The 24,443-nt window shown below is 45.1% G+C and carries 25 protein-coding genes, 1 rRNA gene and 2 other annotated features; all 26 genes read left to right on the top strand.

Annotated features, from left to right (window positions below; all coding sequences use genetic code 11):
- The first annotated feature begins 2 nt into the window (after positions 1-2).
- The 26 genes from rrf (at position 3) to rpoB (ending at position 24,409) form a co-directional block, all read left to right on the top strand.
- A 5S ribosomal RNA gene (gene rrf / locus KI350_RS20255) occupies positions 3-118 on the top strand.
- A gap of 176 nt (positions 119-294) precedes the next feature.
- Complete coding sequence (locus KI350_RS20250) at positions 295-759, top strand: CtsR family transcriptional regulator (protein ID WP_020449835.1); 465 nt, start codon at positions 295-297, stop codon at positions 757-759.
- Between the two features lie 14 nt (positions 760-773).
- The gene (mcsA, locus tag KI350_RS20245; protein WP_003178271.1) at positions 774-1,328 is read left to right on the top strand and encodes a protein-arginine kinase activator protein McsA; all 555 of its coding nucleotides are present in this window, start codon (positions 774-776) and stop codon (positions 1,326-1,328) included.
- Positions 1,328-2,419, top strand: a complete 1,092-nt coding sequence (gene mcsB, locus KI350_RS20240) for a protein-arginine kinase McsB (RefSeq protein WP_023855926.1) — start codon at positions 1,328-1,330, stop codon at positions 2,417-2,419. The genes mcsA and mcsB overlap by 1 nt, the downstream gene beginning before the upstream one ends.
- A complete protein-coding gene (clpC, locus tag KI350_RS20235; RefSeq protein WP_020449838.1) occupies positions 2,416-4,848 on the top strand; it encodes an ATP-dependent protease ATP-binding subunit ClpC in 2,433 nt (810 codons plus the stop codon). Before mcsB ends, clpC begins: the two co-directional genes overlap by 4 nt.
- Positions 4,849-4,927: 79 nt before the next feature.
- Positions 4,928-6,307 (top strand): DNA repair protein RadA, encoded by a 1,380-nt coding sequence (gene radA, locus KI350_RS20230; RefSeq protein WP_020449839.1) that lies wholly within the window; start codon positions 4,928-4,930, stop codon positions 6,305-6,307.
- A gap of 3 nt (positions 6,308-6,310) precedes the next feature.
- Positions 6,311-7,387, top strand: coding sequence for a DNA integrity scanning diadenylate cyclase DisA (gene disA, locus KI350_RS20225; RefSeq protein WP_020449840.1), 1,077 nt, complete (start codon positions 6,311-6,313; stop codon positions 7,385-7,387).
- A 131-nt stretch (positions 7,388-7,518) separates the two neighbouring features.
- Complete coding sequence (locus KI350_RS20220) at positions 7,519-8,607, top strand: PIN/TRAM domain-containing protein (RefSeq protein WP_023855923.1); 1,089 nt, start codon at positions 7,519-7,521, stop codon at positions 8,605-8,607.
- 16 nt (positions 8,608-8,623) lie between these two features.
- Positions 8,624-9,319, top strand: a complete 696-nt coding sequence (gene ispD / locus KI350_RS20215; protein WP_020449841.1) for a 2-C-methyl-D-erythritol 4-phosphate cytidylyltransferase — start codon at positions 8,624-8,626, stop codon at positions 9,317-9,319.
- Positions 9,312-9,788, top strand: coding sequence for a 2-C-methyl-D-erythritol 2,4-cyclodiphosphate synthase (ispF, locus tag KI350_RS20210; protein WP_020449842.1), 477 nt, complete (start codon positions 9,312-9,314; stop codon positions 9,786-9,788). The genes ispD and ispF overlap by 8 nt, the downstream gene beginning before the upstream one ends.
- 81 nt (positions 9,789-9,869) lie before the next feature.
- Entirely contained in the window at positions 9,870-11,327 is a 1,458-nt protein-coding gene (gltX, locus tag KI350_RS20205; RefSeq protein WP_023855922.1) for a glutamate--tRNA ligase, read from the top strand.
- Positions 11,328-11,558: a binding site (T-box leader), on the top strand.
- A 74-nt stretch (positions 11,559-11,632) separates the two neighbouring features.
- A complete protein-coding gene (gene cysE, locus KI350_RS20200; RefSeq protein ID WP_020449844.1) occupies positions 11,633-12,283 on the top strand; it encodes a serine O-acetyltransferase in 651 nt (216 codons plus the stop codon).
- A complete protein-coding gene (gene cysS / locus KI350_RS20195) occupies positions 12,280-13,683 on the top strand; it encodes a cysteine--tRNA ligase (protein WP_212930578.1) in 1,404 nt (467 codons plus the stop codon). The genes cysE and cysS overlap by 4 nt, the downstream gene beginning before the upstream one ends.
- A gap of 2 nt (positions 13,684-13,685) precedes the next feature.
- On the top strand, positions 13,686-14,102 hold the full coding sequence (locus tag KI350_RS20190) for a Mini-ribonuclease 3 (RefSeq protein ID WP_026578984.1): 417 nt from the start codon (positions 13,686-13,688) through the stop codon (positions 14,100-14,102).
- Positions 14,099-14,848 (top strand): 23S rRNA (guanosine(2251)-2'-O)-methyltransferase RlmB, encoded by a 750-nt coding sequence (gene rlmB, locus KI350_RS20185; protein ID WP_023855918.1) that lies wholly within the window; start codon positions 14,099-14,101, stop codon positions 14,846-14,848. The genes KI350_RS20190 and rlmB overlap by 4 nt, the downstream gene beginning before the upstream one ends.
- A 5-nt stretch (positions 14,849-14,853) precedes the next feature.
- Complete coding sequence (gene rae1, locus KI350_RS20180; RefSeq protein ID WP_020449848.1) at positions 14,854-15,366, top strand: ribosome-dependent mRNA decay endonuclease Rae1/YacP; 513 nt, start codon at positions 14,854-14,856, stop codon at positions 15,364-15,366.
- Positions 15,367-15,429: 63 nt separating this feature from the next.
- The gene (sigH, locus tag KI350_RS20175; RefSeq protein WP_003178288.1) at positions 15,430-16,101 is read left to right on the top strand and encodes an RNA polymerase sporulation sigma factor SigH; all 672 of its coding nucleotides are present in this window, start codon (positions 15,430-15,432) and stop codon (positions 16,099-16,101) included.
- Positions 16,102-16,184: 83 nt separating this feature from the next.
- On the top strand, positions 16,185-16,334 hold the full coding sequence (gene rpmG / locus KI350_RS20170; RefSeq protein WP_020449849.1) for a 50S ribosomal protein L33: 150 nt from the start codon (positions 16,185-16,187) through the stop codon (positions 16,332-16,334).
- 35 nt (positions 16,335-16,369) lie between these two features.
- Complete coding sequence (secE, locus tag KI350_RS20165; RefSeq protein WP_003178291.1) at positions 16,370-16,549, top strand: preprotein translocase subunit SecE; 180 nt, start codon at positions 16,370-16,372, stop codon at positions 16,547-16,549.
- 176 nt (positions 16,550-16,725) lie between these two features.
- Positions 16,726-17,259 carry a transcription termination/antitermination protein NusG gene (gene nusG, locus KI350_RS20160; protein WP_003178298.1) on the top strand — a complete coding sequence of 178 codons (534 nt, stop codon included), beginning with the start codon at positions 16,726-16,728 and terminating at the stop codon, positions 17,257-17,259.
- A gap of 169 nt (positions 17,260-17,428) precedes the next feature.
- Positions 17,429-17,854, top strand: a complete 426-nt coding sequence (gene rplK / locus KI350_RS20155) for a 50S ribosomal protein L11 (RefSeq protein ID WP_003178300.1) — start codon at positions 17,429-17,431, stop codon at positions 17,852-17,854.
- 101 nt (positions 17,855-17,955) lie between these two features.
- Positions 17,956-18,654 carry a 50S ribosomal protein L1 gene (gene rplA, locus KI350_RS20150; RefSeq protein WP_020449850.1) on the top strand — a complete coding sequence of 233 codons (699 nt, stop codon included), beginning with the start codon at positions 17,956-17,958 and terminating at the stop codon, positions 18,652-18,654.
- A gap of 50 nt (positions 18,655-18,704) precedes the next feature.
- Positions 18,705-18,846 (top strand) — a sequence feature (ribosomal protein L10 leader region).
- A gap of 69 nt (positions 18,847-18,915) precedes the next feature.
- Complete coding sequence (rplJ, locus tag KI350_RS20145) at positions 18,916-19,416, top strand: 50S ribosomal protein L10 (RefSeq protein ID WP_003178304.1); 501 nt, start codon at positions 18,916-18,918, stop codon at positions 19,414-19,416.
- 44 nt (positions 19,417-19,460) lie between these two features.
- The gene (gene rplL, locus KI350_RS20140; RefSeq protein WP_003178305.1) at positions 19,461-19,832 is read left to right on the top strand and encodes a 50S ribosomal protein L7/L12; all 372 of its coding nucleotides are present in this window, start codon (positions 19,461-19,463) and stop codon (positions 19,830-19,832) included.
- 139 nt (positions 19,833-19,971) lie between these two features.
- A complete protein-coding gene (locus KI350_RS20135; protein WP_020449851.1) occupies positions 19,972-20,577 on the top strand; it encodes a class I SAM-dependent methyltransferase in 606 nt (201 codons plus the stop codon).
- A gap of 250 nt (positions 20,578-20,827) precedes the next feature.
- Positions 20,828-24,409, top strand: a complete 3,582-nt coding sequence (rpoB, locus tag KI350_RS20130) for a DNA-directed RNA polymerase subunit beta (RefSeq protein WP_020449852.1) — start codon at positions 20,828-20,830, stop codon at positions 24,407-24,409.
- Positions 24,410-24,443 lie beyond the last annotated feature (34 nt).

The raw sequence follows: 24,443 nt of genomic DNA, 5'->3' as shown, positions 1-24,443 counted from the left end.
AGTTTGGTGGCGATAGCGAAGAGGTCACACCCGTTCCCATGCCGAACACGGAAGTTAAGCTCTTCAGCGCCGATGGTAGTTGGGGGCTTCCCCCTGTGAGAGTAGGACGCCGCCAAGCACTTAAAAAAGACCAGCTTATATAAGCTGGTCTTTTTTCTTGTTCCCTAAGGTTTTATGATAGCCAAAAGTGGAAATAATAAAGGACGAAGAGCAATTAGTTGAAAAAAAAACGAAAACCACTTATAGTAAAGTTAAAGTCAAATATAGTCAAAGTCAAGTGAAGGAGGGGGCTGAGTGGGGAAAAATATTTCTGACATAATCGAACAGTATTTGAAACAAATATTAGAACAGAACGGGAAAGAAATATTAGAGATTAAACGGAGCGAAATAGCCGATAAATTTCAGTGTGTTCCTTCTCAGATCAATTACGTGATCAATACGCGTTTTACGAGTGAGCGCGGATACATCGTCGAAAGCAAAAGAGGCGGCGGCGGTTATATCCGAATTATTAAAATTAAAATGAACGATAAAATTGATTTGATTGACAACATTATGAATCATATCTATACAAGGCTCTCCCAGGCTGCTTCAGACGATATCATTTTAAGGCTTTTAGAAAATGGTGTCATTACAAAAAGTGAAGCAAAATTGATGGTGAGTGTCATGGATCGTTCTGTATTATATATTGATTTGCCTGAACGAGACGAATTAAGAGCAAGAATGATGAAAGCCATGCTTACGTCACTTAAATTTAAGTAAAGCGGGTGAGAAGCGTGATATGTCAAGAGTGTAAAGAAAGACCAGCAACTTTTCACTTTACGAAAGTCATTAATGGCGAAAAAAAAGAAATGCATATCTGTGAACAATGTGCGAAAGAAAACAGTGAGTCATATTCTATGAATGAAAGTGGCGGATTTTCCATCCATAATTTATTATCCGGACTGCTGAATTTTGACTCGTCTTTTACTAACAGCAGCGAGGCTCAGCTTTTTCAACAGCCGGACCAGGTTCTGAGATGCAAAAAATGCAATATGACATTCCCGGAATTTCGAAAAACAGGCCGATTTGGATGTTCGGAATGTTATAAAACCTTCCATTCCTATATCACTCCGGTTTTAAGAAAAGTTCACAGCGGGAACACGGTCCATGCCGGTAAAATACCAAAGCGGATCGGCGGTAACCTGCATGTAAGAAGACAAATTGAAGCATTGAAAAAAGAGCTGAAAGAATTAATTCAGCAGGAGGAATTTGAAAAAGCAGCCAACATTAGAGACCAGATCAGGTCGCTTGAACAAAACCTGAATGCAAACAAGGAGGAGGAGGACTGATGTCACTGCAGCATTTTATTCAGAATGCTTTAAGCAATTGGATGCGGCAGGAAGGCCCTGAAAGTGACATCGTGCTTAGCAGCCGGATCCGTCTTGCTCGCAACTTGGATAAAGTTCGTTTTCCAACGCTTTTTTCAAACGAAGAGGCTTCAGCGATTATTACATTGTTTGAAGAACAATTCACAGGCTATGAAGTGCCAGGTATTGGGAAATTCGAGCTTGTGAAAATGGATCAGGTGCAGCCTTTGGAAAAAAGGGTTCTTGTAGAAAAACATCTGATCAGTCCGCATTTGACGGAAGCTTCCTTTGGCGCATGCCTTCTTTCTGAAAATGAAGAAGTGAGTATTATGCTGAATGAGGAAGATCATATTCGCATTCAATGTCTGTTCCCGGGATTTCAGCTTTCAGAAGCATTAAAAGCAGCAAATCAGGTGGACGATTGGATTGAAGAACGGATTGACTATGCTTTTTCAGAACAAAGAGGCTACTTGACCAGCTGTCCTACAAATGTCGGAACCGGGCTTAGAGCTTCTGTCATGATGCACCTTCCTGCTTTAGTGTTAACTAGACAAATAAACAGAATTATTCCGGCAATTAATCAATTGGGGCTTGTTGTTAGAGGAATTTACGGTGAAGGCAGCGAAGCATTAGGGAATATCTTTCAAATTTCCAACCAAATTACCCTCGGTAAATCGGAACACGACATTGTCGAAGATCTGAACAGCGTCGTTGCTCAGTTGATCGAACAAGAGCGTTCAGCAAGAAAGGCGCTTTATCAGACTTCGCAAATCGAGCTTGAAGACCGCGTCTACAGATCTTACGGCGTACTGTCCAATTGCCGGATGATCGAATCGAAAGAAACAGCAAGATGTCTTTCAGACGTTCGTCTTGGAATTGACCTGGGGATAATAAAAGGTCTTTCCAGCAATATACTTAATGAGCTGATGATCCTCACGCAGCCTGGATTTCTCCAGCAATATTCAGGAGGAGTCTTAAGGCCAAACGAGAGGGACATCAGGCGGGCTGCTCTTATCAGGGAGCGTCTGAAATTAGAAAACAACGGCAATAGACAGGAGGATGAAACGATATGATGTTTGGAAGATTCACAGAAAGAGCACAAAAAGTATTGGCGCTTGCTCAAGAAGAAGCTCTGCGTCTGGGCCATAATAACATTGGAACAGAACATATTCTCCTCGGCCTTGTCCGCGAGGGAGAAGGGATTGCTGCAAAGGCGCTGCAGGCATTGGGACTCAGCCCTGACAAGATTCAAAAAGAAGTTGAAAGCCTCATTGGCCGAGGGCAAGAGATGTCACAATCGATCCATTACACACCGAGAGCCAAAAAAGTGACTGAACTGGCGATGGATGAAGCAAGAAAGCTTGGTCACTCCTACGTTGGAACTGAACACATCCTCCTCGGCTTAATCCGAGAAGGGGAAGGTGTTGCGGCAAGGGTGCTGAATAATTTAGGCGTCAGCTTAAACAAAGCGAGACAGCAAGTATTGCAGCTGTTGGGCAGCAATGAGAGTGGTGGCGCTGCTTCAGGCGCCAACAGCAATGCCAACACACCAACCTTAGACAGTCTTGCCAGGGATCTCACGGCGATTGCAAAAGAAGACAGCCTTGACCCCGTAATCGGCAGAAGCAAAGAAATTCAGCGCGTAATTGAAGTGCTGAGCCGCAGAACGAAAAACAACCCTGTGTTAATCGGGGAGCCCGGTGTCGGTAAGACAGCGATTGCCGAAGGCCTCGCCCAGCAGATCATCAATAACGAAGTACCGGAGATTCTCCGCGATAAGCGAGTTATGACGCTTGATATGGGAACGGTTGTTGCTGGTACGAAATACCGCGGTGAATTTGAAGACCGCCTGAAAAAAGTGATGGACGAAATTCGTCAAGCGGGAAATATCATCCTCTTTATCGATGAGCTGCATACTCTCATCGGAGCCGGGGGAGCGGAAGGGGCCATCGATGCCTCCAATATCCTTAAACCGTCGCTGGCGCGCGGAGAGCTGCAATGCATCGGAGCGACAACCCTTGATGAATACCGCAAATACATTGAAAAAGATGCTGCACTCGAACGGCGTTTTCAGCCGATTCAGGTTGACCAGCCGTCTCCTGAAGAGAGCATTCAAATATTGAGAGGTCTCAGAGACCGCTATGAAGCCCACCACCGCGTATCGATTACGGATGAAGCGATCGAAGCGGCTGTGAAGCTGTCAGACCGGTATATTTCGGACCGTTTTCTGCCTGACAAGGCGATCGACTTAATCGATGAAGCCGGTTCAAAGGTTCGCCTGCGTTCATTTACAACGCCTCCGAACTTAAAAGAGCTTGAACAAAAGCTTGATGAGGTAAGGAAAGAAAAAGATGCCGCTGTCCAAAGCCAGGAATTCGAAAAAGCAGCGTCATTACGGGATACGGAGCAGCGCCTGCGCGAACAGGTCGAAGAAACCAAAAAAACCTGGAAAGAAAAGCAGGGACAGGAAAATTCCGAAGTGACCGTCGACGATATTGCAATGGTTGTTTCAAGCTGGACCGGAGTGCCGGTTTCGAAAATTGCGCAGACTGAAACAGACAAATTACTGAACATGGAGAGCATTCTTCATTCCCGCGTTATCGGCCAAGATGAGGCTGTCGTTGCGGTTGCCAAAGCAGTCAGACGCGCACGTGCCGGCTTAAAAGATCCAAAACGTCCTATCGGTTCGTTTATTTTCCTCGGCCCTACAGGCGTAGGAAAAACGGAGCTTGCCCGTGCACTTGCCGAGTCCATTTTCGGCGATGAAGAAGCCATGATTCGCATCGATATGTCCGAGTATATGGAAAAACATTCAACATCAAGACTCGTCGGTTCCCCTCCGGGATATGTCGGCTATGATGAAGGCGGACAGCTCACTGAAAAAGTGAGAAGAAAACCGTATTCCGTCGTCTTGCTTGACGAAATCGAAAAAGCGCACCCTGATGTCTTCAATATTTTGCTGCAAGTGCTTGAAGACGGTCGCCTGACTGATTCAAAAGGGCGCACGGTCGACTTTAGAAATACGATTTTGATCATGACATCAAACGTCGGTGCGAGCGAACTGAGAAGAAATAAATACGTCGGGTTTAATGTGCAGGATGAAACCCAGAATTATAAAGATATGAAAGACAAAGTCATGGGCGAATTAAAACGCGCCTTCAGACCTGAATTTATCAACCGGATTGATGAGATTATCGTCTTCCACTCTTTGGAGAAAAAACATTTGAAAGATATTGTATCCCTCATGTCAGAACAATTAACTAAGCGTCTGAAAGAACAGGATCTGTCAATTGAGCTGACTGAAGCGGCTAAAGAAAAAATTGCCGATGAAGGCGTGGATCTCGAATACGGGGCGCGCCCTCTCAGAAGAGCAATCCAAAAACACGTGGAGGACCGGCTGTCTGAAGAGCTCCTGAAAGGCCATATTGAAAAAGGCCAGCATATTGTTTTGGATGTAGAAGGCGGAGAATTTGTCGTAAAAACCGAAGCTAAAACGAACTAATATAGAGACAAAAGAAAGAGGCATACGATGTTCATCAGTATGCCTCACTTTCTTATAAAGGGAGCGTTTTGAAAAATCAATGGCTAAAACAAAGACTAAATTCATTTGTCACTCATGCGGTTACGAATCCGCCAAGTGGATGGGGAAGTGCCCCGGATGCGGCACATGGAATACCATGGTGGAAGAAACGATAAAAAAACCCGCCGCCAACAGAAGAACCGCTTTTTCACATTCCGTTCAAACGGTGCAAAAGCCTTCACCTCTCACTTCAATCGAAACAACAGAAGAGCCGCGAATTAAAACGAAACTGGGCGAATTCAACCGCGTCTTGGGAAACGGTATTGTCAAAGGTTCACTCGTTTTAATCGGAGGCGATCCCGGCATCGGGAAATCAACCTTGCTGCTTCAAGTATCTGCCCAGCTCGCTGATTCAAAAGAAAATGTCCTGTACATCTCAGGTGAAGAATCGGTCAAGCAGACAAAGCTGAGAGCAGACCGTCTAGGCATCAACAGTCCCACTCTTCACGTTTTATCTGAAACCGATATGGAGTATATTACGTCTTCTATAGAAGAGATGAATCCATCATTCGTGGTGGTTGATTCGATTCAAACCGTTTACCAAAGTGATATTACATCTGCTCCAGGCAGCGTGTCCCAGGTCAGGGAATGCACCGCTGAGCTGATGAGAATTGCAAAAACAAAAGGGATTCCGATATTTATCGTCGGGCATGTCACAAAAGAAGGTTCGATTGCCGGACCGAGACTTCTGGAACATATGGTCGACACCGTCCTTTATTTTGAAGGTGAGCGGCATCATACATTTCGGATTTTAAGAGCCGTCAAAAACCGGTTTGGATCAACGAATGAAATGGGAATCTTTGAAATGAGGGAAGAGGGCCTGACAGAAGTGCTGAATCCGTCGGAGATCTTTCTCGAAGAGCGCTCGGCTGGAGCAGCCGGCTCGAGTGTCGTGGCTTCAATGGAAGGCACGAGGCCGGTCTTAGTAGAGATTCAGGCGCTGATTTCCCCGACGAGTTTTGGAAATCCGCGCAGGATGGCAACCGGAATTGATCATAACCGCGTCTCATTGCTGATGGCGGTTTTAGAAAAAAGGGTGGGGCTGCTGCTGCAAAATCAAGACGCCTATTTAAAAGTCGCCGGCGGCGTCAAGCTGGACGAGCCGGCGATCGACCTCGCCGTTGCGGTGAGCATCGCCTCAAGCTTCAGAGACACCCCGCCTCATCCGACGGATTGTTTTATCGGCGAAGTCGGCTTGACAGGGGAAGTCCGCAGAGTATCAAGGATAGAACAGAGGGTGCAGGAAGCGGCGAAGCTTGGTTTTAAAAGAATGATTATTCCTTCTGCAAATGTGGAAGGATGGACAAAGCCGAAAGGAATTGAAGTCGTCGGTGTTGAAAATGTAGCTGAGGCCCTTCGAGCTTCATTAGGAGGATCATAATATATGGAAAAAGACAAAAAAGGAGCGAAACAGGATCTTTCAGAAATATTGCAGTTTGTCGCCCCCGGCACACCTCTTCGCGAGGGAATCGAAAACGTCCTTCGGGCCAAAACAGGCGGATTAATCGTGGTCGGCTTCAATGATAAAGTGAAAGAAGTGGTTGACGGAGGGTTCCACATTAATTCTTCTTTCTCTCCGGCTCATCTGTACGAGCTGGCTAAAATGGACGGGGCGATTATTCTCAGCGATTCAGGGCAGAAAATTTTATATGCCAATACGCAGCTTATGCCTGAGGCGACGATACCATCCTCTGAGACGGGCATGAGGCACAGAACGGCCGAGCGTGTGGCCAAGCAGACCGGCTGTCTGATCATTGCGATTTCTGAAAGGCGGAATGTGATTACGCTCTATCAGGAAAATATGAAATATATACTCAAAGATATCGGCTTTATCTTAACAAAAGCCAATCAGGCGATTCAGACACTCGAAAAATACAAACTCATTTTGGACCATGCGATTTCCAATTTGAATGCGCTGGAGTTTGAAGAGCTTGTGACATTTGGGGATGTCATCTCTGTTCTGCATCGATATGAAATGGTGCTCAGAATCAAAAATGAAATTAATATGTATATTAAAGAGCTTGGAACAGAAGGCCATCTCATCAGGCTCCAGGTTAGTGAACTGATCACTGATATGGAGCAGGAAGCGGCGCTGTTCGTTAAAGATTATGTGAAAGAAAAAATCAAAGACCCGTTTGTCCTGCTGAAGCAGCTACAGGATATGTCGAGTTTCGAATTGCTGGATGACTCGATTCTCCTTAAGCTTTTAGGCTATTCTGCAACTACGAATATGGAGGAATACGTTTTCCCGAGAGGCTACAGGCTCCTTCACAAAATCCCCCGTCTCCCGATGCCGATCGTAGAAAATGTTGTCGAAGCATTCGGCCATTTAAAGCTTATTATCGAAGCGGATGTAAAAGAATTGGATGAAGTGGAAGGAATTGGGGCGGTCCGTGCCCAAAAGATAAAGAAAGGGTTAAAGAGACTTCAGGAGAAACATTATACTGACAGGCAGCTGTGAGAAAAATTTCTAAAAGTGATTAAAATTTGCAATTTATGGGTATATTATTCTTACTTTTTGTTTTCCCTTTTTCCGGTTGAAACAGCTGCATTCATAAAAATTAAAACGATTATTTTAAAGGAGGTGAAGGTATGTTGAAACGAATAGTTCAAGCGTTCTTTGCGATTTTGGGAGGCGTTATCGGTATTTTTCTCATACCGGAATTGTTTGTGCTGTTAAATATACAGGACATACCTTTAGTAACAAACCCGTATGCGTCCGCTTGTTTAGGAGCTATCATCTTTTTTCTTCTGGGCATCTGGTGTGCGGATCATGTCATCAACTGGGTGAAACAAATTGAGGATTCCTTGATCAAAGCACCTGTCTCAGATTTATTGTTCGGCTCTTTGGGATTAATCTTCGGACTTATGCTCGCTTATCTTATCGTCAATGTCATTCCGTTAAAAGACATCCCTTATCAGTTGATCAGCACGGTCATTCCGATTGTGTTGGCCGCATTTCTCGGCTATCTCGGATTCCGTGTAGGTTTCAAGAAGAAGGATGAAATGCTGACACTTTTCACATCGAGAAAGAAAAAAGGTTCTGCTGAGGAAGAGCGTCCCGAAGAAGACAAAAAGCTGAAAATTTTAGACACAAGTGTTATTATAGATGGGAGAATTGCTGATATTTGTCAGACCGGATTTCTTGAAGGCGTCATTGTGATTCCTCAGTTTGTGCTTGAGGAGCTGCAGCATATCGCCGACTCTTCAGACGTCCTCAAACGAAACAGAGGACGGAGAGGACTGGATATTTTAAATCGGATCCAGAAAGAGCTCGATATCAAAGTTGAAATTTATGAAGGCGATTTTGAAGATATTCAAGAGGTCGACAGCAAGCTTGTCAAACTGGCGAAATTGACCTCAGGCGTTGTCGTTACCAACGATTTCAATTTGAACAAAGTATGCGAGCTCCAAAAGGTTGCCGTATTGAACATCAACGACCTTGCCAACGCCGTCAAACCTGTCGTGCTTCCGGGAGAAGAAATGAAGGTGCAGGTCATCAAAGACGGGAAAGAACATAATCAGGGCGTGGCTTATCTGGACGACGGCACGATGATTGTCGTGGAAGAAGGGCGGAATTATATCGGCAAACATATCGACGTGCTCGTGACCAGCGTGCTGCAGACAGCGGCTGGCAGAATGATATTCGCCAAGCCAAAACTGCTGGAAAAGGCGCTTTGAAAAAGGGAGAAATAAAATGAATTACGAAGTCGTCATTCCTGCCGCCGGACAAGGTAAACGAATGAATGCCGGGAAAAACAAACTGTTTATCGAGGCGAAAGGAATACCTGTGATTATTCATACATTAAAGGTGTTTGAAAACCATGATGCCTGCAAAAGGATCATTCTTGTCATCAATGAACAGGAATTCGGTGAATTCAGCACCCTTTTAAAAACCTATCATTTTACAACTCCGATCGAGATGGTTCCGGGCGGAAGAGAACGCCAGCAAAGCGTATTTGCGGGTATTAAAGCGGCCGGCAAAGAGGAAACGGTCCTCGTCCATGACGGAGCAAGACCCTTTATTAAACGGGAATATATCGAACAGCTTGTCGAGAAAGCGAAGGAAACGGGGGCTGCTATCGTTGCCGTACCTGTTAAAGACACGATCAAACGCGTTCAAGACGGTGAAGTAGCCGGAACGATTGAACGTTCAAGCTTGTGGGCCGCTCAAACCCCACAAGCTTTTCGTCTTTCTATTCTGATGAATGCTCACCTTGAGGCTGAAACAAAAGGTTTCCTCGGTACGGACGACGCCAGTCTGGTCGAGGAAGCCGGAGGTACGGTTGCAATCATTCAAGGGGATTATCAAAACATCAAACTGACGACCCCGGATGACTTGCTTGTCGCAGAAGCGATATTAGAAGCGGAAAAGAGGAATGAACATGTTTAGAATAGGCCAAGGATTTGACGTCCATCAACTAGTGGAAGGCAGGCCGCTCATTATCGGGGGAATTACGATTCCTTACGAAAAAGGCCTGCTCGGACATTCGGATGCCGATGTGCTTTTGCACACGATTGCAGATGCGTGTCTCGGCGCCGTCGGCGAGGGCGATATCGGAAAACACTTTCCGGATACCGACCCTGAGTTCAAAGATGCCGACTCCTTCAAACTCCTTCGTCACGTCTGGATGATTGTGAAGGAAAAAGGCTATACGCTCGGGAACCTGGATTGTACAATCATCGCCCAAAAGCCTAAAATGGCGCCGTATATCGAAGACATGAGAGCCAGAATTGCCGAAGGGCTTGAGGCGGAAATGTCCCAAATTAACGTAAAAGCGACCACAACCGAAAAGCTTGGATTTACGGGAAGAGCCGAAGGAATCGCCGCTCAGGCTTCCGTTCTGCTCCAAAAGGTATAATTCATTTTGAAGACAGGTTCATTTGATGATAGAATAGGAAATAAATTTGAACTCTGTTAGAGACGAAAGGAAGTTAGACAGATGGGAAACGAAGTTCGGGTTCGTTATGCGCCGAGCCCAACAGGCCATTTACATATCGGAAATGCCAGAACCGCTCTCTTTAATTATTTGTTTGCCCGGAGCCAAGGCGGAAAATTCATCATCCGCATTGAAGATACGGACCGGAAGCGTAACATTGAAGGTGGAGAGCAAAGCCAGCTGAACTATTTAAAATGGCTGGGCATCGACTGGGATGAAAGCGTGGATGTCGGCGGAGAATACGGACCATACCGCCAATCCGAAAGAAACGACATTTACAAAACATATTACGAGGAGCTTCTTGAAAAAGGGCTTGCCTACAAATGTTACTGCACGGAAGAAGAGCTTGAGAAAGAGCGCGAGGAACAGGCTGCCCGCGGAGAAATGCCGCGCTACTCAGGCAAGTGCCGCAATTTAACTAAAGAAGAGCAGGAAAAGCTCGAAGCTGAAGGAAGACAGCCGAGCATCCGCTTTAAAGTCCCTCAAGGAGAAGTCATCAGCTTCAATGACATCGTCAAAGGAGAAATTTCTTTTGAAACAGACGGCATCGGCGACTTCGTTATCGTGAAGAAAGACGGAACGCCTACTTACAACTTTGCCGTAGCTGTCGATGACTATTTAATGAAAATGACGCATGTCCTGCGCGGCGAAGACCACATTTCCAATACGCCGAAGCAGATCATGATTTACAACGCCCTTGGCTGGGACATCCCGGCATTTGGACATATGACATTAATCGTCAATGAAAACCGTAAAAAACTGAGCAAACGGGATGAGTCCATCATTCAGTTTATCGAACAGTACGAAGAGCTCGGCTATTTGCCGGAAGCATTGTTTAACTTCATCACTCTTCTCGGCTGGTCGCCGGTCGGAGAAGAAGAACTGTTTACAAAAGAACAGTTTATTGAGATATTTGATGTACACCGTTTGTCAAAATCACCAGCGGTGTTTGATACGCATAAACTGAAATGGGTCAACAACCAGTATGTGAAAAAACTTGATCTTGATCAGGTGATCGAATTGACCGTTCCGCATTTGCAAAAAGCGGGCAAGGTTTCAGAAGAGCTAACTGGCAGCGAACAGGAATGGGTTCGCAAGCTGATTTCTCTATATCAGGAACAGTTGAGCTACGGCGCTGAAATCGTCGAGTTAACAGAGTTGTTCTTTAAAGACGATATCCAGTATAATCGTGAAGCAAGAACAGTTTTAGAAGAAGAGCAGGTTCCGGAAGTGCTTCGCGTATTTGCCGAAAAGCTTGAGCAGCTTGACTCGTTTACGGCAGATGAGATCAAGGCATCCATCAAAGCCGTTCAAAAAGAAACAGGACATAAAGGGAAAAAGCTGTTTATGCCGATCCGCGTAGCGACGACAGGCCAGACCCACGGTCCTGAACTGCCTCAGTCCATTGAATTATTGGGGAAAGACACCGTTTTAAAACGGCTGAATAACATTATTCAATAAGATAAATCGTTGACAGGGATAAGTATAAAGCCAGGGCCTTTAAAGAGAGAGTCTTCATCGGCTGGAAAAGACTTAAGCGCCGGGCTTTAGAAATGCACCTCTTGAGACCTTTGAAGAACGTTTTTACACAAGTATTCAAAGGCGGTATCCGCCGTTATGGATGAGAGTTGAGAAAACAGCTGTGCTGTTTTCTAAACAGAGTGGAACCGCGCGTCAAAAAGCGTCTCTGTCATTAGACAGAGGCGTTTTTTTATATGGTTTGACAATAGATAGAGACAAAGGAAGCGGGGAACGGGGGGAATCATGTGTTCTTTAAAATGCTGAAAGAAGATGTAGACGTCGTATTTGATCAAGATCCAGCTGCGAGAAGCTACATTGAAGTCATCTTAACTTATTCAGGTTTGCATGCTATATGGGCGCATCGAATTGCACATGCTTTATATAAAAGAAAAAGGTTTTTCATCGCCAGAACGATCTCTCAAATCGCCCGCTTCTTTACAGGAATCGAAATTCACCCGGGTGCCAAGATCGGCAGGAGGTTTTTCATCGATCACGGCATGGGGGTTGTGATCGGCGAAACCTGTGAGATCGGAAACAATGTCACGGTTTTTCAGGGCGTAACGCTAGGAGGAACTGGAAAAGAAAAAGGCAAAAGGCATCCGACAATCGAGGATCATGCCCTGATCTCAACAGGGGCAAAAGTGCTTGGATCCATTACAATCGGAAGAGGGGCGAAAATCGGCGCCGGCTCCGTCGTCCTGCATGATGTGCCTGAATGCTCCACCGTTGTCGGCATCCCGGGCCGCGTCGTCGTACAAAACGGAAAGAAAATCAGACGCGACTTGAACCACCAGGACTTGCCGGATCCGGTGGCTGACCGCTTCAGAGAATTGGAAAACGAAATCAGGCAGCTGAAACAAGAGCTCCGGAGAAAAGAAAGGGAAGATGAGCTGTGACACTAACACTGTATAATACTCTCACACGAAAAAAAGAGCCGTTTGTGCCTCTTGAAGAAGGCAAGGTCAAAATGTATGTGTGCGGGCCGACCGTATATAACTACATCCACATCGGAAACGCGAGGCCGGCGATCGTCTATGACACGGTCAGAAAGTATTTGGAGTATAAAGGCTATGACGTCCAATACGTCTCCAATTTTACAGATGTCGATGACAAATTAATTAAAGCGGCAAATGAGCTTGGAGAGGAAGTGCCGGTCATCGCCGAACGCTTTATTAAGGCGTACTTCGAAGATGTCGGTTCACTGGGCTGCACAAAAGCGGATTGCCATCCGCGCGTCACTGAAAACATGGATGAAATCATCGATTTTATTCGAACGCTGATCGATAAGGGCTATGCTTATGAGGCAGACGGGGATGTTTATTATAAAACAAGATCGTTTGAAGGCTATGGAAAGCTGTCACATCAATCAGTCGATGAGCTGAGATCAGGCGCCCGGATTCAAGTGGGCGAGAAAAAAGAAGATGCGCTCGATTTCGCATTATGGAAAGCGGCGAAAGATAACGAAATCTCCTGGGATAGCCCTTGGGGAAAAGGCCGTCCCGGCTGGCATATCGAGTGCTCTGCGATGGCGAAAAAATATTTGGGCGATTCGATCGACATTCACGCCGGCGGCCAGGATTTGACCTTCCCGCATCACGAAAACGAAATTGCCCAATCGGAAGCATTGACAGGGAAGCCTTTCGCGAAATATTGGCTTCATAACGGCTACATTAATATCGATAATGAGAAAATGTCAAAATCGCTCGGTAACTTTGTGCTTGTGCATGACATTATTAAAGAGCATGATCCCCAAGTGCTGCGGTTTTTCATGCTGTCTGTTCATTACAGACATCCGATCAACTATTCGGTCGAACTTCTTGAAAACACAAAAAATGCTTTTGGGCGTCTAAAAACAGCTTATAGCAATTTGCAGTATCGCCTGAAAAGCAGTACAAATTTAACAGAGGGCGATTCAGAATGGCTTGGAAAAATTGAAGAGCAGCTAAAAGCCTTTGAAACGGCAATGGATGATGATTTTAATACAGCGAATGCAATTTCCGTCCTGTTTGATCTGGCCAAACACGCCAACTACTATCTGCAGGAAAAGAATACTTCAGAACATGTCATTCAGGCATTTCTACAGCTGTTTGACGAGATCTGCTCAGTTCTCGGCTTCTCCCTCAAGGAACAGGAACTTTTGGATAAGGATATTGAAGAACTGATCGAGAAGCGGAATGAAGCCCGCAGAAACCGTGACTTCGCAACATCTGACCAGATTCGCGACCAGCTGAAAAGCATGAACATTATCCTGGAGGACACTCCACAGGGTACACGCTGGAAAAGAGGAGAATCGTAAACATGAATTTGGAAACCATTAAAGACGCCAAACAGCTGAATGGTTTGGCGCTTGCTTACATGGGTGATGCCGTATTAGAGGTATACGTCAGGCATCACCTCTTAAAGCAAGGCAGGACAAGGCCCAATGATCTGCACAGGCAGTCGAGGCGCTATGTCTCTGCCAAGTCGCAGGCAAGCATGCTGTTTGCGCTAGAGGAGCAGGAATTTTTCACCGAGGAAGAACAGGCTGTGCTGAGAAGAGGACGGAATGCCAAATCCGGAACGGTACCGAAAAATACGGATGTTCAAACATATCGTTACAGTACGGCTTTTGAGGCGGTCATCGGGTATCTTTTTCTTGAGAACAGGGAAGATAGGCTTAATGAACTCATCAAAGCAGCACTGGAAAAACGGGATGGCAGGGAGGAAGTCAAATGAGTGAGCAGCATGATTACGTCATAGGAAAAAACGCGGTCATCGAAACATTAAAGTCAGGCCGGGAATTGTATAAGCTGTGGATGGCGGAAAACACAGTGAAGGGACAGGCTCAGCAAGTCGTTGAACTTGCCGCCAAAAAAGGCATCACGATTCATTATGTCCCAAGAAAAAAACTTGATCAAATGGTTTCCGGACAGCATCAAGGCGTCGTCGCTCAGGTCGCGGCTTACGAGTATGCCGAGCTGGATGATCTTTTTCAAAAGGCCGAAGACAGAAATGAACAGCCGTTTATCCTCGTTTTAGACGAGATTGAGGATCCGCACAATCTGGGCTCTATTATGCGCACCGCAGATGCGGTAGGGGCTCATGGCATCATCATCCCGAAGAGGCGCGCGGTCGGCCTTACGACGACTGTCGCCAAAGCCTCGACAGGAGCCATCGAACATATTCCGGTCGTCAAAGTGACCAACCTGTCGCGAACCCTGGAAGAAATGAAGCAACGGGGCATTTGGGTAGTCGGTACCGATGCGTCTGGAAAACAGGACTACAGGTCGCTTGACGGAAATATGCCGCTTGCGCTTGTCATCGGCAGCGAAGGAAAAGGCATGGGAAGGCTTGTAAAAGAGAAATGTGATTTTCTCATCCGCCTGCCGATGGCGGGAAAAGTTACGTCCCTGAACGCCTCAGTCGCAGCCGGCCTCCTGATGTATGAAGTGTACCGGAAACGAAGCCCTCTGGGAGAATAGACGGAATGGACATCCTGTTGGTCGACGGTTATAACATGATTGGGGCATGGCCTCAGTTGAAAGATTTAAAAGAAAACAGTTTTGAAGAAGCAAGGGATCTGTTGATACAGAAGATGGCGGAATATCAATCGTATACTGGGTTCCGGGTAATCGTTGTCTTTGATGCGCATCTCGTTAAAGGAATCGAGAAAAAGAAGGTCAATCATCGCGTAGAAGTGATATTCACAAGGGAAAATGAAACGGCTGATGAACGGATCGAAAAACTGGTGTCAGACTTGAATAATATTCAGACGCAACTCCATGTTGCCACATCTGACTACACAGAGCAATGGGCGATTTTCGGCCAAGGGGCCCTGCGCAAATCAGCCAGGGAGCTGCTCAGGGAAGTCGAAGCGATCGAAAGGCAAATCGAAAAAAGGGTGAAACAAATCACCTCAGAACGTCCCGCGGGGAAAATTCCATTGTCAGAAGACGTCTTGAAGATCTTCGAAAAATGGCGGCGTGGCGACTTGGATTAGGTTGACGCTTTTTTGTCCATTACTGTATAATATTTCTATCTACGTGCGGTCGGGGGGATCGGAGTGAACTTACAAAACAACCAGGGAAAATTCAGCAAAGAACAGTTCAGCAAAGAACGTTTTTGCCAGTTGGAAGACGAGCAGGTCATTGAAATGGTTCATGTCGGAGACAGTGATGCGTTAGATTACTTGATTACAAAGTACCGTAATTTTGTAAGGGCAAAAGCAAGATCCTACTTCTTAATCGGGGCTGATCGGGAAGATATCGTTCAGGAAGGCATGATTGGACTCTACAAATCTATCCGTGATTTTAGAGAGGACAAGCTGACTTCATTCAAAGCTTTTGCAGAATTATGCATTACCCGCCAAATTATTACCGCTATCAAAACAGCTACTCGCCAGAAACATATTCCGCTCAATTCTTATGTGTCGCTGGACAAGCCCATTTATGACGAGGAATCAGACCGGACGCTTCTCGATGTGATTTCCGGAGCCAAGGTCATGAATCCTGAAGAGCTGATCATCAATCAGGAAGAATTCGATGATATCGAGCTGAAAATGGGAGAATTGCTTAGTGATTTAGAAAGAAAAGTTCTTGCGCTCTATCTCGACGGAAGATCCTATCAGGAAATATCCGAAGAACTAAACCGCCATGTAAAATCGATCGATAATGCGCTCCAGCGTGTCAAAAGAAAGCTTGAAAAGTACCTGGAGCTCCGCGAAATCAGCTTGTAGCCAATGCTTATGGCATATTGACAGTCATTTTATGACTGTGATATGTTACTTAGGAAAATGATCGTCCAGAAAAAGGTGTAAACATGAAGAAAAAAGTAACGTTAGCCTGCAAAAATTGCGGAAGTCGTAATTATACGACAATGAAAAGCTCCGCAGCTTTGGCTGAACGGCTCGAAGTAAAGAAATACTGCAATAACTGCAATTCACATACAGTACATCTGGAAACAAAATAGGCGTTTTTGTTTTTAGGTTGTGGAGGTTTCTTACCATGGGTATTATCAAATTTTTAAAGAATGTCGGAAAAGAAATGAAAAAGGTCACCTGGCCTAAAGGAAAAGAACTAACGCGCTATACGATCACTGTTATCACCACCGTTATCTTTTTCGCTATCTTTTTTGCACTCATCGATTCGGGTATTACGCAATTAATTCGTTTAATAGTTGAATAATGATCAGCATAACGTGTTATAATAGATCTAAATATGACTTGCCAAAAAACCCGTTTAACGGGTTTTTTCATTGTTTCAAAATATGAGGCTCGTATAAAAGAAAGTGTCAGTTTCCCGGTACGGCCAAAAACTTTTAAGGTGTGGGGAGGGAAGGACTGAAAGGGTCCTGAATGAGAATGGAAAAGAAATGGTATGTGGTTCATACGTATTCCGGCTATGAAAATAAAGTAAAGGCGAATTTGGAAAAACGGGTGGAATCGATGGGGATGCAGGATAAGATATTCCGCGTCGTTGTACCTGAAGAGGAAGAAACCGATATTAAAAACGGCAAGAAAAAAGTCGTTAAAAAGAAAGTATTCCCTGGGTATGTACTTGTCGAACTAGTCATGACGGATGATTCTTGGTATGTTGTTCGAAATACGCCTGGCGTGACCGGGTTTGTCGGTTCAGCCGGATCAGGTTCAAAGCCGACTGCGCTGCTTCCGGGCGAAGCGGAAAAAATTCTGAAGCGGATGGGGCTTGAAGAAAGAAAAACAGAAATCGACTTTGAATTAAAAGAAACCGTCAAGGTGATCGACGGCCCGTTTGCTGATTTCACAGGGACGATCGAAGAGATCGACCACGACAAAAATAAAGTCAAAGTATTCGTTAATATGTTCGGAAGAGAGACCCCGGTTGAGCTCGAATTTACTCAAGTTGACAAATTGTAATGGAAAAGCGCTTGAAATCACTATATAAAAGTGATAATATACAAAGGTGCGTCTTGGCAAAAAGGTCAAGGCAGCTAGCTTGATATTTTCATCATTCATATAAAGAATGAGACCTTGAGTGGGAGGGTTCACCCTATTACCACATCACGGACTTAAGGAGGTGTGTCTCGTGGCTAAAAAAGTAGTTAAAGTTGTAAAATTGCAAATTCCTGCTGGAAAAGCGAATCCAGCTCCGCCAGTTGGTCCTGCATTGGGTCAAGCCGGTGTTAACATCATGGGATTCTGTAAGGAGTTTAACGCTCGTACATCTGACCAAGCTGGTCTGATCATTCCTGTAGAAATTTCGGTTTACGAAGACCGTTCATTTACATTTATCACAAAAACTCCGCCTGCTGCTGTATTGCTTAAAAAAGCGGCTGGAATTGAGTCAGGTTCTGGTGAGCCTAACCGTAATAAAGTCGCAACCGTTAAACGCGATAAAGTACGTGAAATCGCCGAAACAAAAATGCCTGACTTAAATGCGGCAGATGTTGAAGCGGCTATGCGTATGGTTGAAGGAACTGCCCGCAGTATGGGTATTGTGATCGAAGACTAATTTTTGTCTCTTTGCTGGGTTGCGAGTTTGGATCAGACAAGTTCGCAACCCTTATTCGTGGGAGGTTATTCCGCTAAAACCACTAAGGAGGAAATTTTAAAATGGCTAAAAAAGGTAAAAAATACGTCGAAGCTGCCAAGCTTGTAGAGCGTACAAAAGCTTACGACGTAAACGAAGCGATCGAGCTTGTGAAAAAAACAAACACAGCTAAATTCGATGCCACTGTTGAAGCGGCATTCCGTTTAGGTGTTGACCCTCGTAAAAACGACCAGCAAATCCGCGGTGCAGTTGTACTTCCAAACGGAACAGGCAAAACTCAGCGCGTTCTTGTTTTCGCTAAGGGCGAAAAAGCGAAAGAAGCAGAAGCTGCTGGTGCAGACTACGTAGGCGATTCTGATTACATCAACAAAATTCAGCAAGGCTGGTTTGATTTTGATGTAATCGTTGCGACTCCTGATATGATGGGTGAAGTCGGTAAAATCGGACGCGTGCTTGGACCAAAAGGTCTTATGCCAAACCCTAAAACAGGAACGGTTACTTTCGAAGTTGAAAAAGCAGTCAACGAAATCAAAGCTGGTAAAGTTGAATACCGCGTTGATAAAGCAGGAAACATCCACGTTCCAATCGGAAAAGTGTCATTCGAAGAAGGCAAGCTTGTAGAAAACTTCGCGACAATGTACGACACAATTTTGAAAGCGAAACCTGCTGCTGCTAAAGGTGTATACGTGAAAAACGTTTCTGTTACATCTACAATGGGACCTGGAATCAAAGTGGACCCTTCAACTTTCAACGTAAAATAATATTGACTTTTGATAAGACGTTCTGATATAATTCAAAACGTTGTAAAAATAAAATATGTCCATTTATACCGTAGACAGTAGGTGCCGATAAGGCTTAATCTCCTACCGAGGTGTATATATATCACAGCTCTAGCGTTACGTATGCTTGTATATACAGCCTCCATGTCGAATGGAGGCTTTTTATATGGAACATGTCGTTAAAGAACGTGATCACCGAACGGTATAAGTGTTACACAGATGAATCTTACAGGAGGTGTAACCATGAGCAGCGCAATTGAAACAAAAAAAGTTGTTGTTGAAGAAATTACTTCTAAACTGAAAGAAAGTAAATCAACGATCATCGTTGACTATCGCGGCCTTAACGTAGCTGAAGTAACAGAACTTCGTAAACAGCTTCGCGAAGCTAACGTTGAGTTCAAAGTGTACAAAAACACGATGACTCGCCGTGCGGTTGAACAAGCTGAACTTGATGGTTTGAACGATTTCTTAACAGGACCGAATGCGATTGCATTCAGTACTGAAGATGTTGTCGCTCCAGCTAAAGTTCTTAACGAGTTTGCTAAAAAGCACGAAGCTCTTGAAATCAAAGCGGGCGTAATCGAAGGCAAAGTATCTACAGTTGAAGAAGTGAAAGCTCTTGCTGAACTTCCATCTCGCGAAGGCTTGCTTTCTATGTTGCTTAGCGTACTTCAAGCTCCAGTTCGCAACCTTGCTCTTGCAACTAAAGCTGTTGCAGAACAAAAGGAAGAACAAGGCGCTTAATAGCATCAGTATCTAAAAAATAAAACAAAATGGAGGAATTACAAATGGCTTTAAATATCGAAGAAATCATTGCTTCCGTTAAAGAAGCAACTGTACTTGAATTGAACGACTTAGTAAAAGCAATCGAAGAAGAATTTGGCGTAACTGCTGCTGCTCCTGTAGCTGTAGCTGGCGGAGCTGCTGCAGGCGGTGCTGCTGAAGAAAAAACTGAATTTGATCTTGTTCTTGCTGGTGCAGGAGATCAAAAAATCAAAGTTATCAAAGTTGTTCGTGAAATCACTGGTCTTGGCTTGAAAGAAGCTAAAGAACTTGTTGACAACACTCCAAAACCTCTTAAAGAAGGTATTGCGAAAGAAGAAGCTGAAGAGCTTAAAGCTAAACTTGAAGAAGTTGGCGCTTCTGTAGAAGTTAAGTAATCTTCACCTAATCTTTAGGGGAAAGCTCGCTTTTAAAAGCGGGCTTTTTCTTTGCTAATTAATTGTAGTCCCTTCCGCATAAGATACGCCATCTTGTTTCAAGATATCTGGAGAGTTCACCAACTGAGGAGGTTCTGTGATGACTGACCATTATTATTCGGAAAAACCTTCAGCAAAAAGCAGCAGATCAACGTGGGCATTTCGCTTGAGAAACCGGACGTTTACTTTTATCAGCGACAGCGGAGTTTTTTCAAAAAGAGAAGTGGACTTTGGCTCAAGGCTGCTGATTGAAGCTTTCCGGGAACCGGATACAGAAGGTGATTTTTTGGATGTAGGCTGCGGCTATGGCCCGATTGGTCTTTCGCTTGCTGCGGATTTCGAAGATCGAATGGTTCACATGATCGATGTTAATGAAAGAGCTGTCGAACTTTCGAAGGAAAACGCGTTAAATAATCAGATCGACAACACAAAGATCTATCAGAGTGATCTGTTTGCCAACGTCGAACCTGCAAAAAAATTCGCTTCTATTATTACTAATCCCCCCATACGCGCCGGGAAAAAAACTGTGCACGCCATCTTTGAAAAAAGCGCTGAACATTTGCGGCCTTCAGGAGAGCTGTGGGTCGTCATTCAGAAAAAACAAGGCGGGCCTTCTGCCATTGAAAAATTAAAAGAACTTTTTGCGGACGTTGAAGTCGTTCACAAAAAGAAAGGGTACTATATCATCAAAGCAAAAAAAGTTTGACTCGGATTTTCAGCTATGTTAATATTATAAAATGCCAATGTATATATTTTGCTGCTGTTTTTAAGAAACGCCTAGGTTTGTATAAAATATACATTTTTGGGAACACTAATAAAATCGGTATTTTGTTTTTGGATGTGGTTTTCTAAATTAGAAACCCTTTTTTCTTTTGTCTTGTAAAAGTATTTCTTACATATTTGCGGAAGAAATGCTTGTTACACATATATTACGCATGATTTGAGGGGTGAATCAGTTGACAGGTCAACTAGTTCAGTATGGACGACACCGCCAGCGCAGAAGCTATGCACGCATTAGCGAAGTGTTAGAATTACCAAATCTCATTGAAATTCAAACCTCTTCTTATCAGTGGTTTCTTGATGAGGGTCTTAGAGAGATGTTTCAAGACATATCGCCAATTGAGGATTTCACTGGTAACCTCTCTCTGGAATTTATCGACTACAGCTTGGGCGAGCCTAAGTATCCGGTAGAAGAATCAAAAGAGCGCGACGTGACCTACTCAGCTCCGCTGCGTGTTAAAGTCCGCTTAATCAACAAAGAGACCGGTGAAGTAAAGGATCAGGATGTCTTCATGGGTGATTTCCCTATTATGACAGACACTGGAACCTTTATTATCAACGGTGCGGAACGGGTCATTGTATCTCAGCTCGTTCGTTCTCCAAGTGTATATTTTAGTGGTAAAGTAGACAAAAACGGTAAGAAAGGTTTTACCGCGACTGTCATTCCAAACCGTGGCGCATGGTTAGAATACGAGACTGATGCGAAAGATGTTGTTTATGTACGCATCGATCGCACACGTAAGTTGCCAGTTACGGTTCTTTTGCGTGCTCTTGGCTTCGGATCTGACCAAGAGATCATTGATCTCATCGGTGAAAACGAGTATTTGCGCAATACGCTTGATAAAGATAATACGGAAAACACCGATAAAGCGCTTCTTGAAATCTACGAGCGTCTTCGTCCAGGAGAGCCGCCTACAGTAGAAAACGCAAAAAGCCTGCTTGATTCAAGGTTCTTTGATCCGAAAAGATATGACCTTGCAAGTGTAGGACGTTATAAAATTAATAAAAAGCTTCACATCAAAAACAGACTGTTTAATCAGCGGCTTGCTGAAACGCTGATCGATCCTGAAACAGGCGAAATTCTTGCCGAAAAAGGCGCGATTTTAGACAGAAGAACGCTTGACAAAGTCCTTCCGTACCTTGAAAACGGAATCGGTTTTAAAAAGCTGTATCCGAACGGCGGAGTTGTCGAAGATGAGGTGACGCTTCAGTCTATTAAAATCTATGCCCCGACAGATCAAGAAGGGGAGCAGACAATCAATGTGATTGGAAATGCTTATATTGAAGAAGGCGTTAAAAATATTACACCTTCTGATATTATCTCTTCCATCAGCTATTTCTTTAACCTGCTTCACGGAGTGGGCGATACCGACGATATCGACCATTTAGGAAACCGCCGTCTCCGTTCAGTGGGAGAGCTTCTGCAAAACCAATTCCGTATCGGTTTAAGCAGAATGGAGCGTGTTGTTCGTGAAAGAATGTCTATTCAAGATACAAACACGATCACGCCACAGCAGCTGATCAATATTCGCCCTGTCATCGCATCAATCAAAGAGTTTTTCGGAAGCTCGCAGCTTTCTCAGTTTATGGATCAGACGAATCCGCTTGCTGAGCTGACGCATAAGCGCCGTCTGTCAGCGCTCGGACCGGGCGGTTTGACCCGTGAGCGCGCCGGAATGGAAGTCCGTGACGTTCACTATTCCCACTACGGCCGGATGTGTCCGATTGAAACTCCTGAGGGTCCAAACATCGGCTTGATTAACTCGCTTTCTTCATTCGCGAAAGTGAACCGTTTCGGCTTCATCGAAACGCCGTATCGCCGCGTTGACCCTGAGACTGGAAAAGTAACGCCGAGAATCGATTACTTGACAGCTGATGAAGAAGACAACTATGTCGTTGCCCAGGCTAACGCACGTCTGAATGATGACGGATCTTTTGTGGATGACAGCATCGTTGCCCGTTTCAGAGGGGAGAACACCGTTGTTCCGAAAGACCGCGTCGACTATATGGACGTTTCGCCTAAACAGGTTGTCTCTGCCGCGACTGCATGTATTCCTTTCTTGGAAAACGACGACTCAAACCGCGCCCTAATGGGAGCGAACATGCAACGGCAGGCTGTACCTCTTATGCAGCCTGAATCTCCGATCGTCGGAACCGGAATGGAGTATGTATCTGCAAAAGACTCCGGTGCCGCTGTTATTTGCCGCCATCCTGGAATCGTTGAACGGGTGGAAGCGAAAAACATCTGGGTGCGCCGCTATGAAGAAGTCGACGGCCAGAAAGTCAAAGGGAACCTTGATAAATACAGCCTGCTGAAGTTTGTTCGTTCCAACCAGGGAACTTGCTACAACCAGCGTCCGATCGTAAGCGTCGGTGATGAGGTTGTAAAAGGTGAAATTTTAGCTGACGGTCCGTCTATGGAAAAAGGTGAGCTTGCCCTTGGACGCAACGTCATGGTCGGCTTTATGACATGGGATGGCTACAACTACGAGGATGCCATCATCATGAGCGAACGCCTTGTAAAAGACGACGTATACACGTCTATTCATATTGAGGAATACGAATCAGAGGCCCGGGATACAAAACTCGGACCTGAAGAAATTACACGCGATATTCCAAACGTCGGTGAAGACGCTCTTCGCAATCTCGATGAACGCGGAATTATCCGTGTCGGTGCTGAAGTAAAAGACGGAGATCTTCTTGTTGGTAAAGTAACGCCTAAAGGTGTTACAGAGCTTACTGCAGAAGAGCGCCTGCTTCACGCCATCTTCGGCGAAAAAGCGCGTGAAGTCCGCGATACGTCGCTGCGTGTGCCCCACGGAGGCGGCGGTATCATCCTTGATGTAAAAGTGTTCAACCGCGAAGACGGAGACGAACTGCCTCCGGGCGTTAACCAGCTCGTCCGCGTTTACATCGTTCAGAAGCGTAAAATTTCTGAAGGGGACAAAATGGCCGGACGCCACGGGAACAAAGGTGTTATTTCGAAAATCCTTCCGGAGGAAGATATGCCGTATCTGCCTGACGGAACACCGATTGACATCATGTTAAACCCGCTGGGCGTACCATCGCGTATGAACATCGGGCAGGTGTTGGAGCTGCACCTTGGTATGGCTGCACGCCGTCTCGGTCTGCATGTCGCGTCGCCGGTATTTGACGGTGCCCGCGAAGAAGATGTGTGGGAAACGCTTGAAGAAGCCGGCATGTCAAGGGATGCAAAGACAGTTCTTTACGACGGCCGAACTGGGGAGCCGTTTGACAACCGGGTGTCTGTCGGCATCATGTACATGATCAAATTGGCTCACATGGTTGACGACAAATTGCACGCGCGTTCTACAGGTCCTTACTCACTCGTTACCCAGCAGCCTCTCGGAGGTAAAGCGCAGTTCGGTGGACAGCGTTTTGGAGAGATGGAAGTTTGGGCGCTTGAAGCTTACGGTGCAGCATATACACTTCAAGAAATCCTGACTGTTAAATCGGATGATGTCGTAGGCCGTGTGAAAACATACGAAGCCATCGTAAAAGGCGACAATGTTCCAGAACCTGGTGTTCCGGAATCGTTCAAAGTATTGATCAAAGAGCTTCAAAGCTTAGGTATGGACGTCAAAATCCTATCAAGCGACGAAGAAGAAATCGAAATGAGAGACTTGGAAGACGACGAAGACGCGAAACAAAACGAAGGGCTTTCTCTGCCGAATGATGAAGAGTCCGAAGAATTCGTTTCTGCTGACGCAGAGCGCGATGTCGTCACAAAAGAATAAACGAATTTTATACGCAAGTGACAGGGTATAACCC

The organism is Bacillus sp. J41TS8 (genome assembly GCF_018333035.1).
Lineage (GTDB): Bacteria > Bacillota > Bacilli > Bacillales > Bacillaceae > Bacillus > Bacillus paralicheniformis.
Note: the sequence above shows the minus strand (reverse complement) of the source record. Positions and strands in the feature narration are given on the sequence as shown.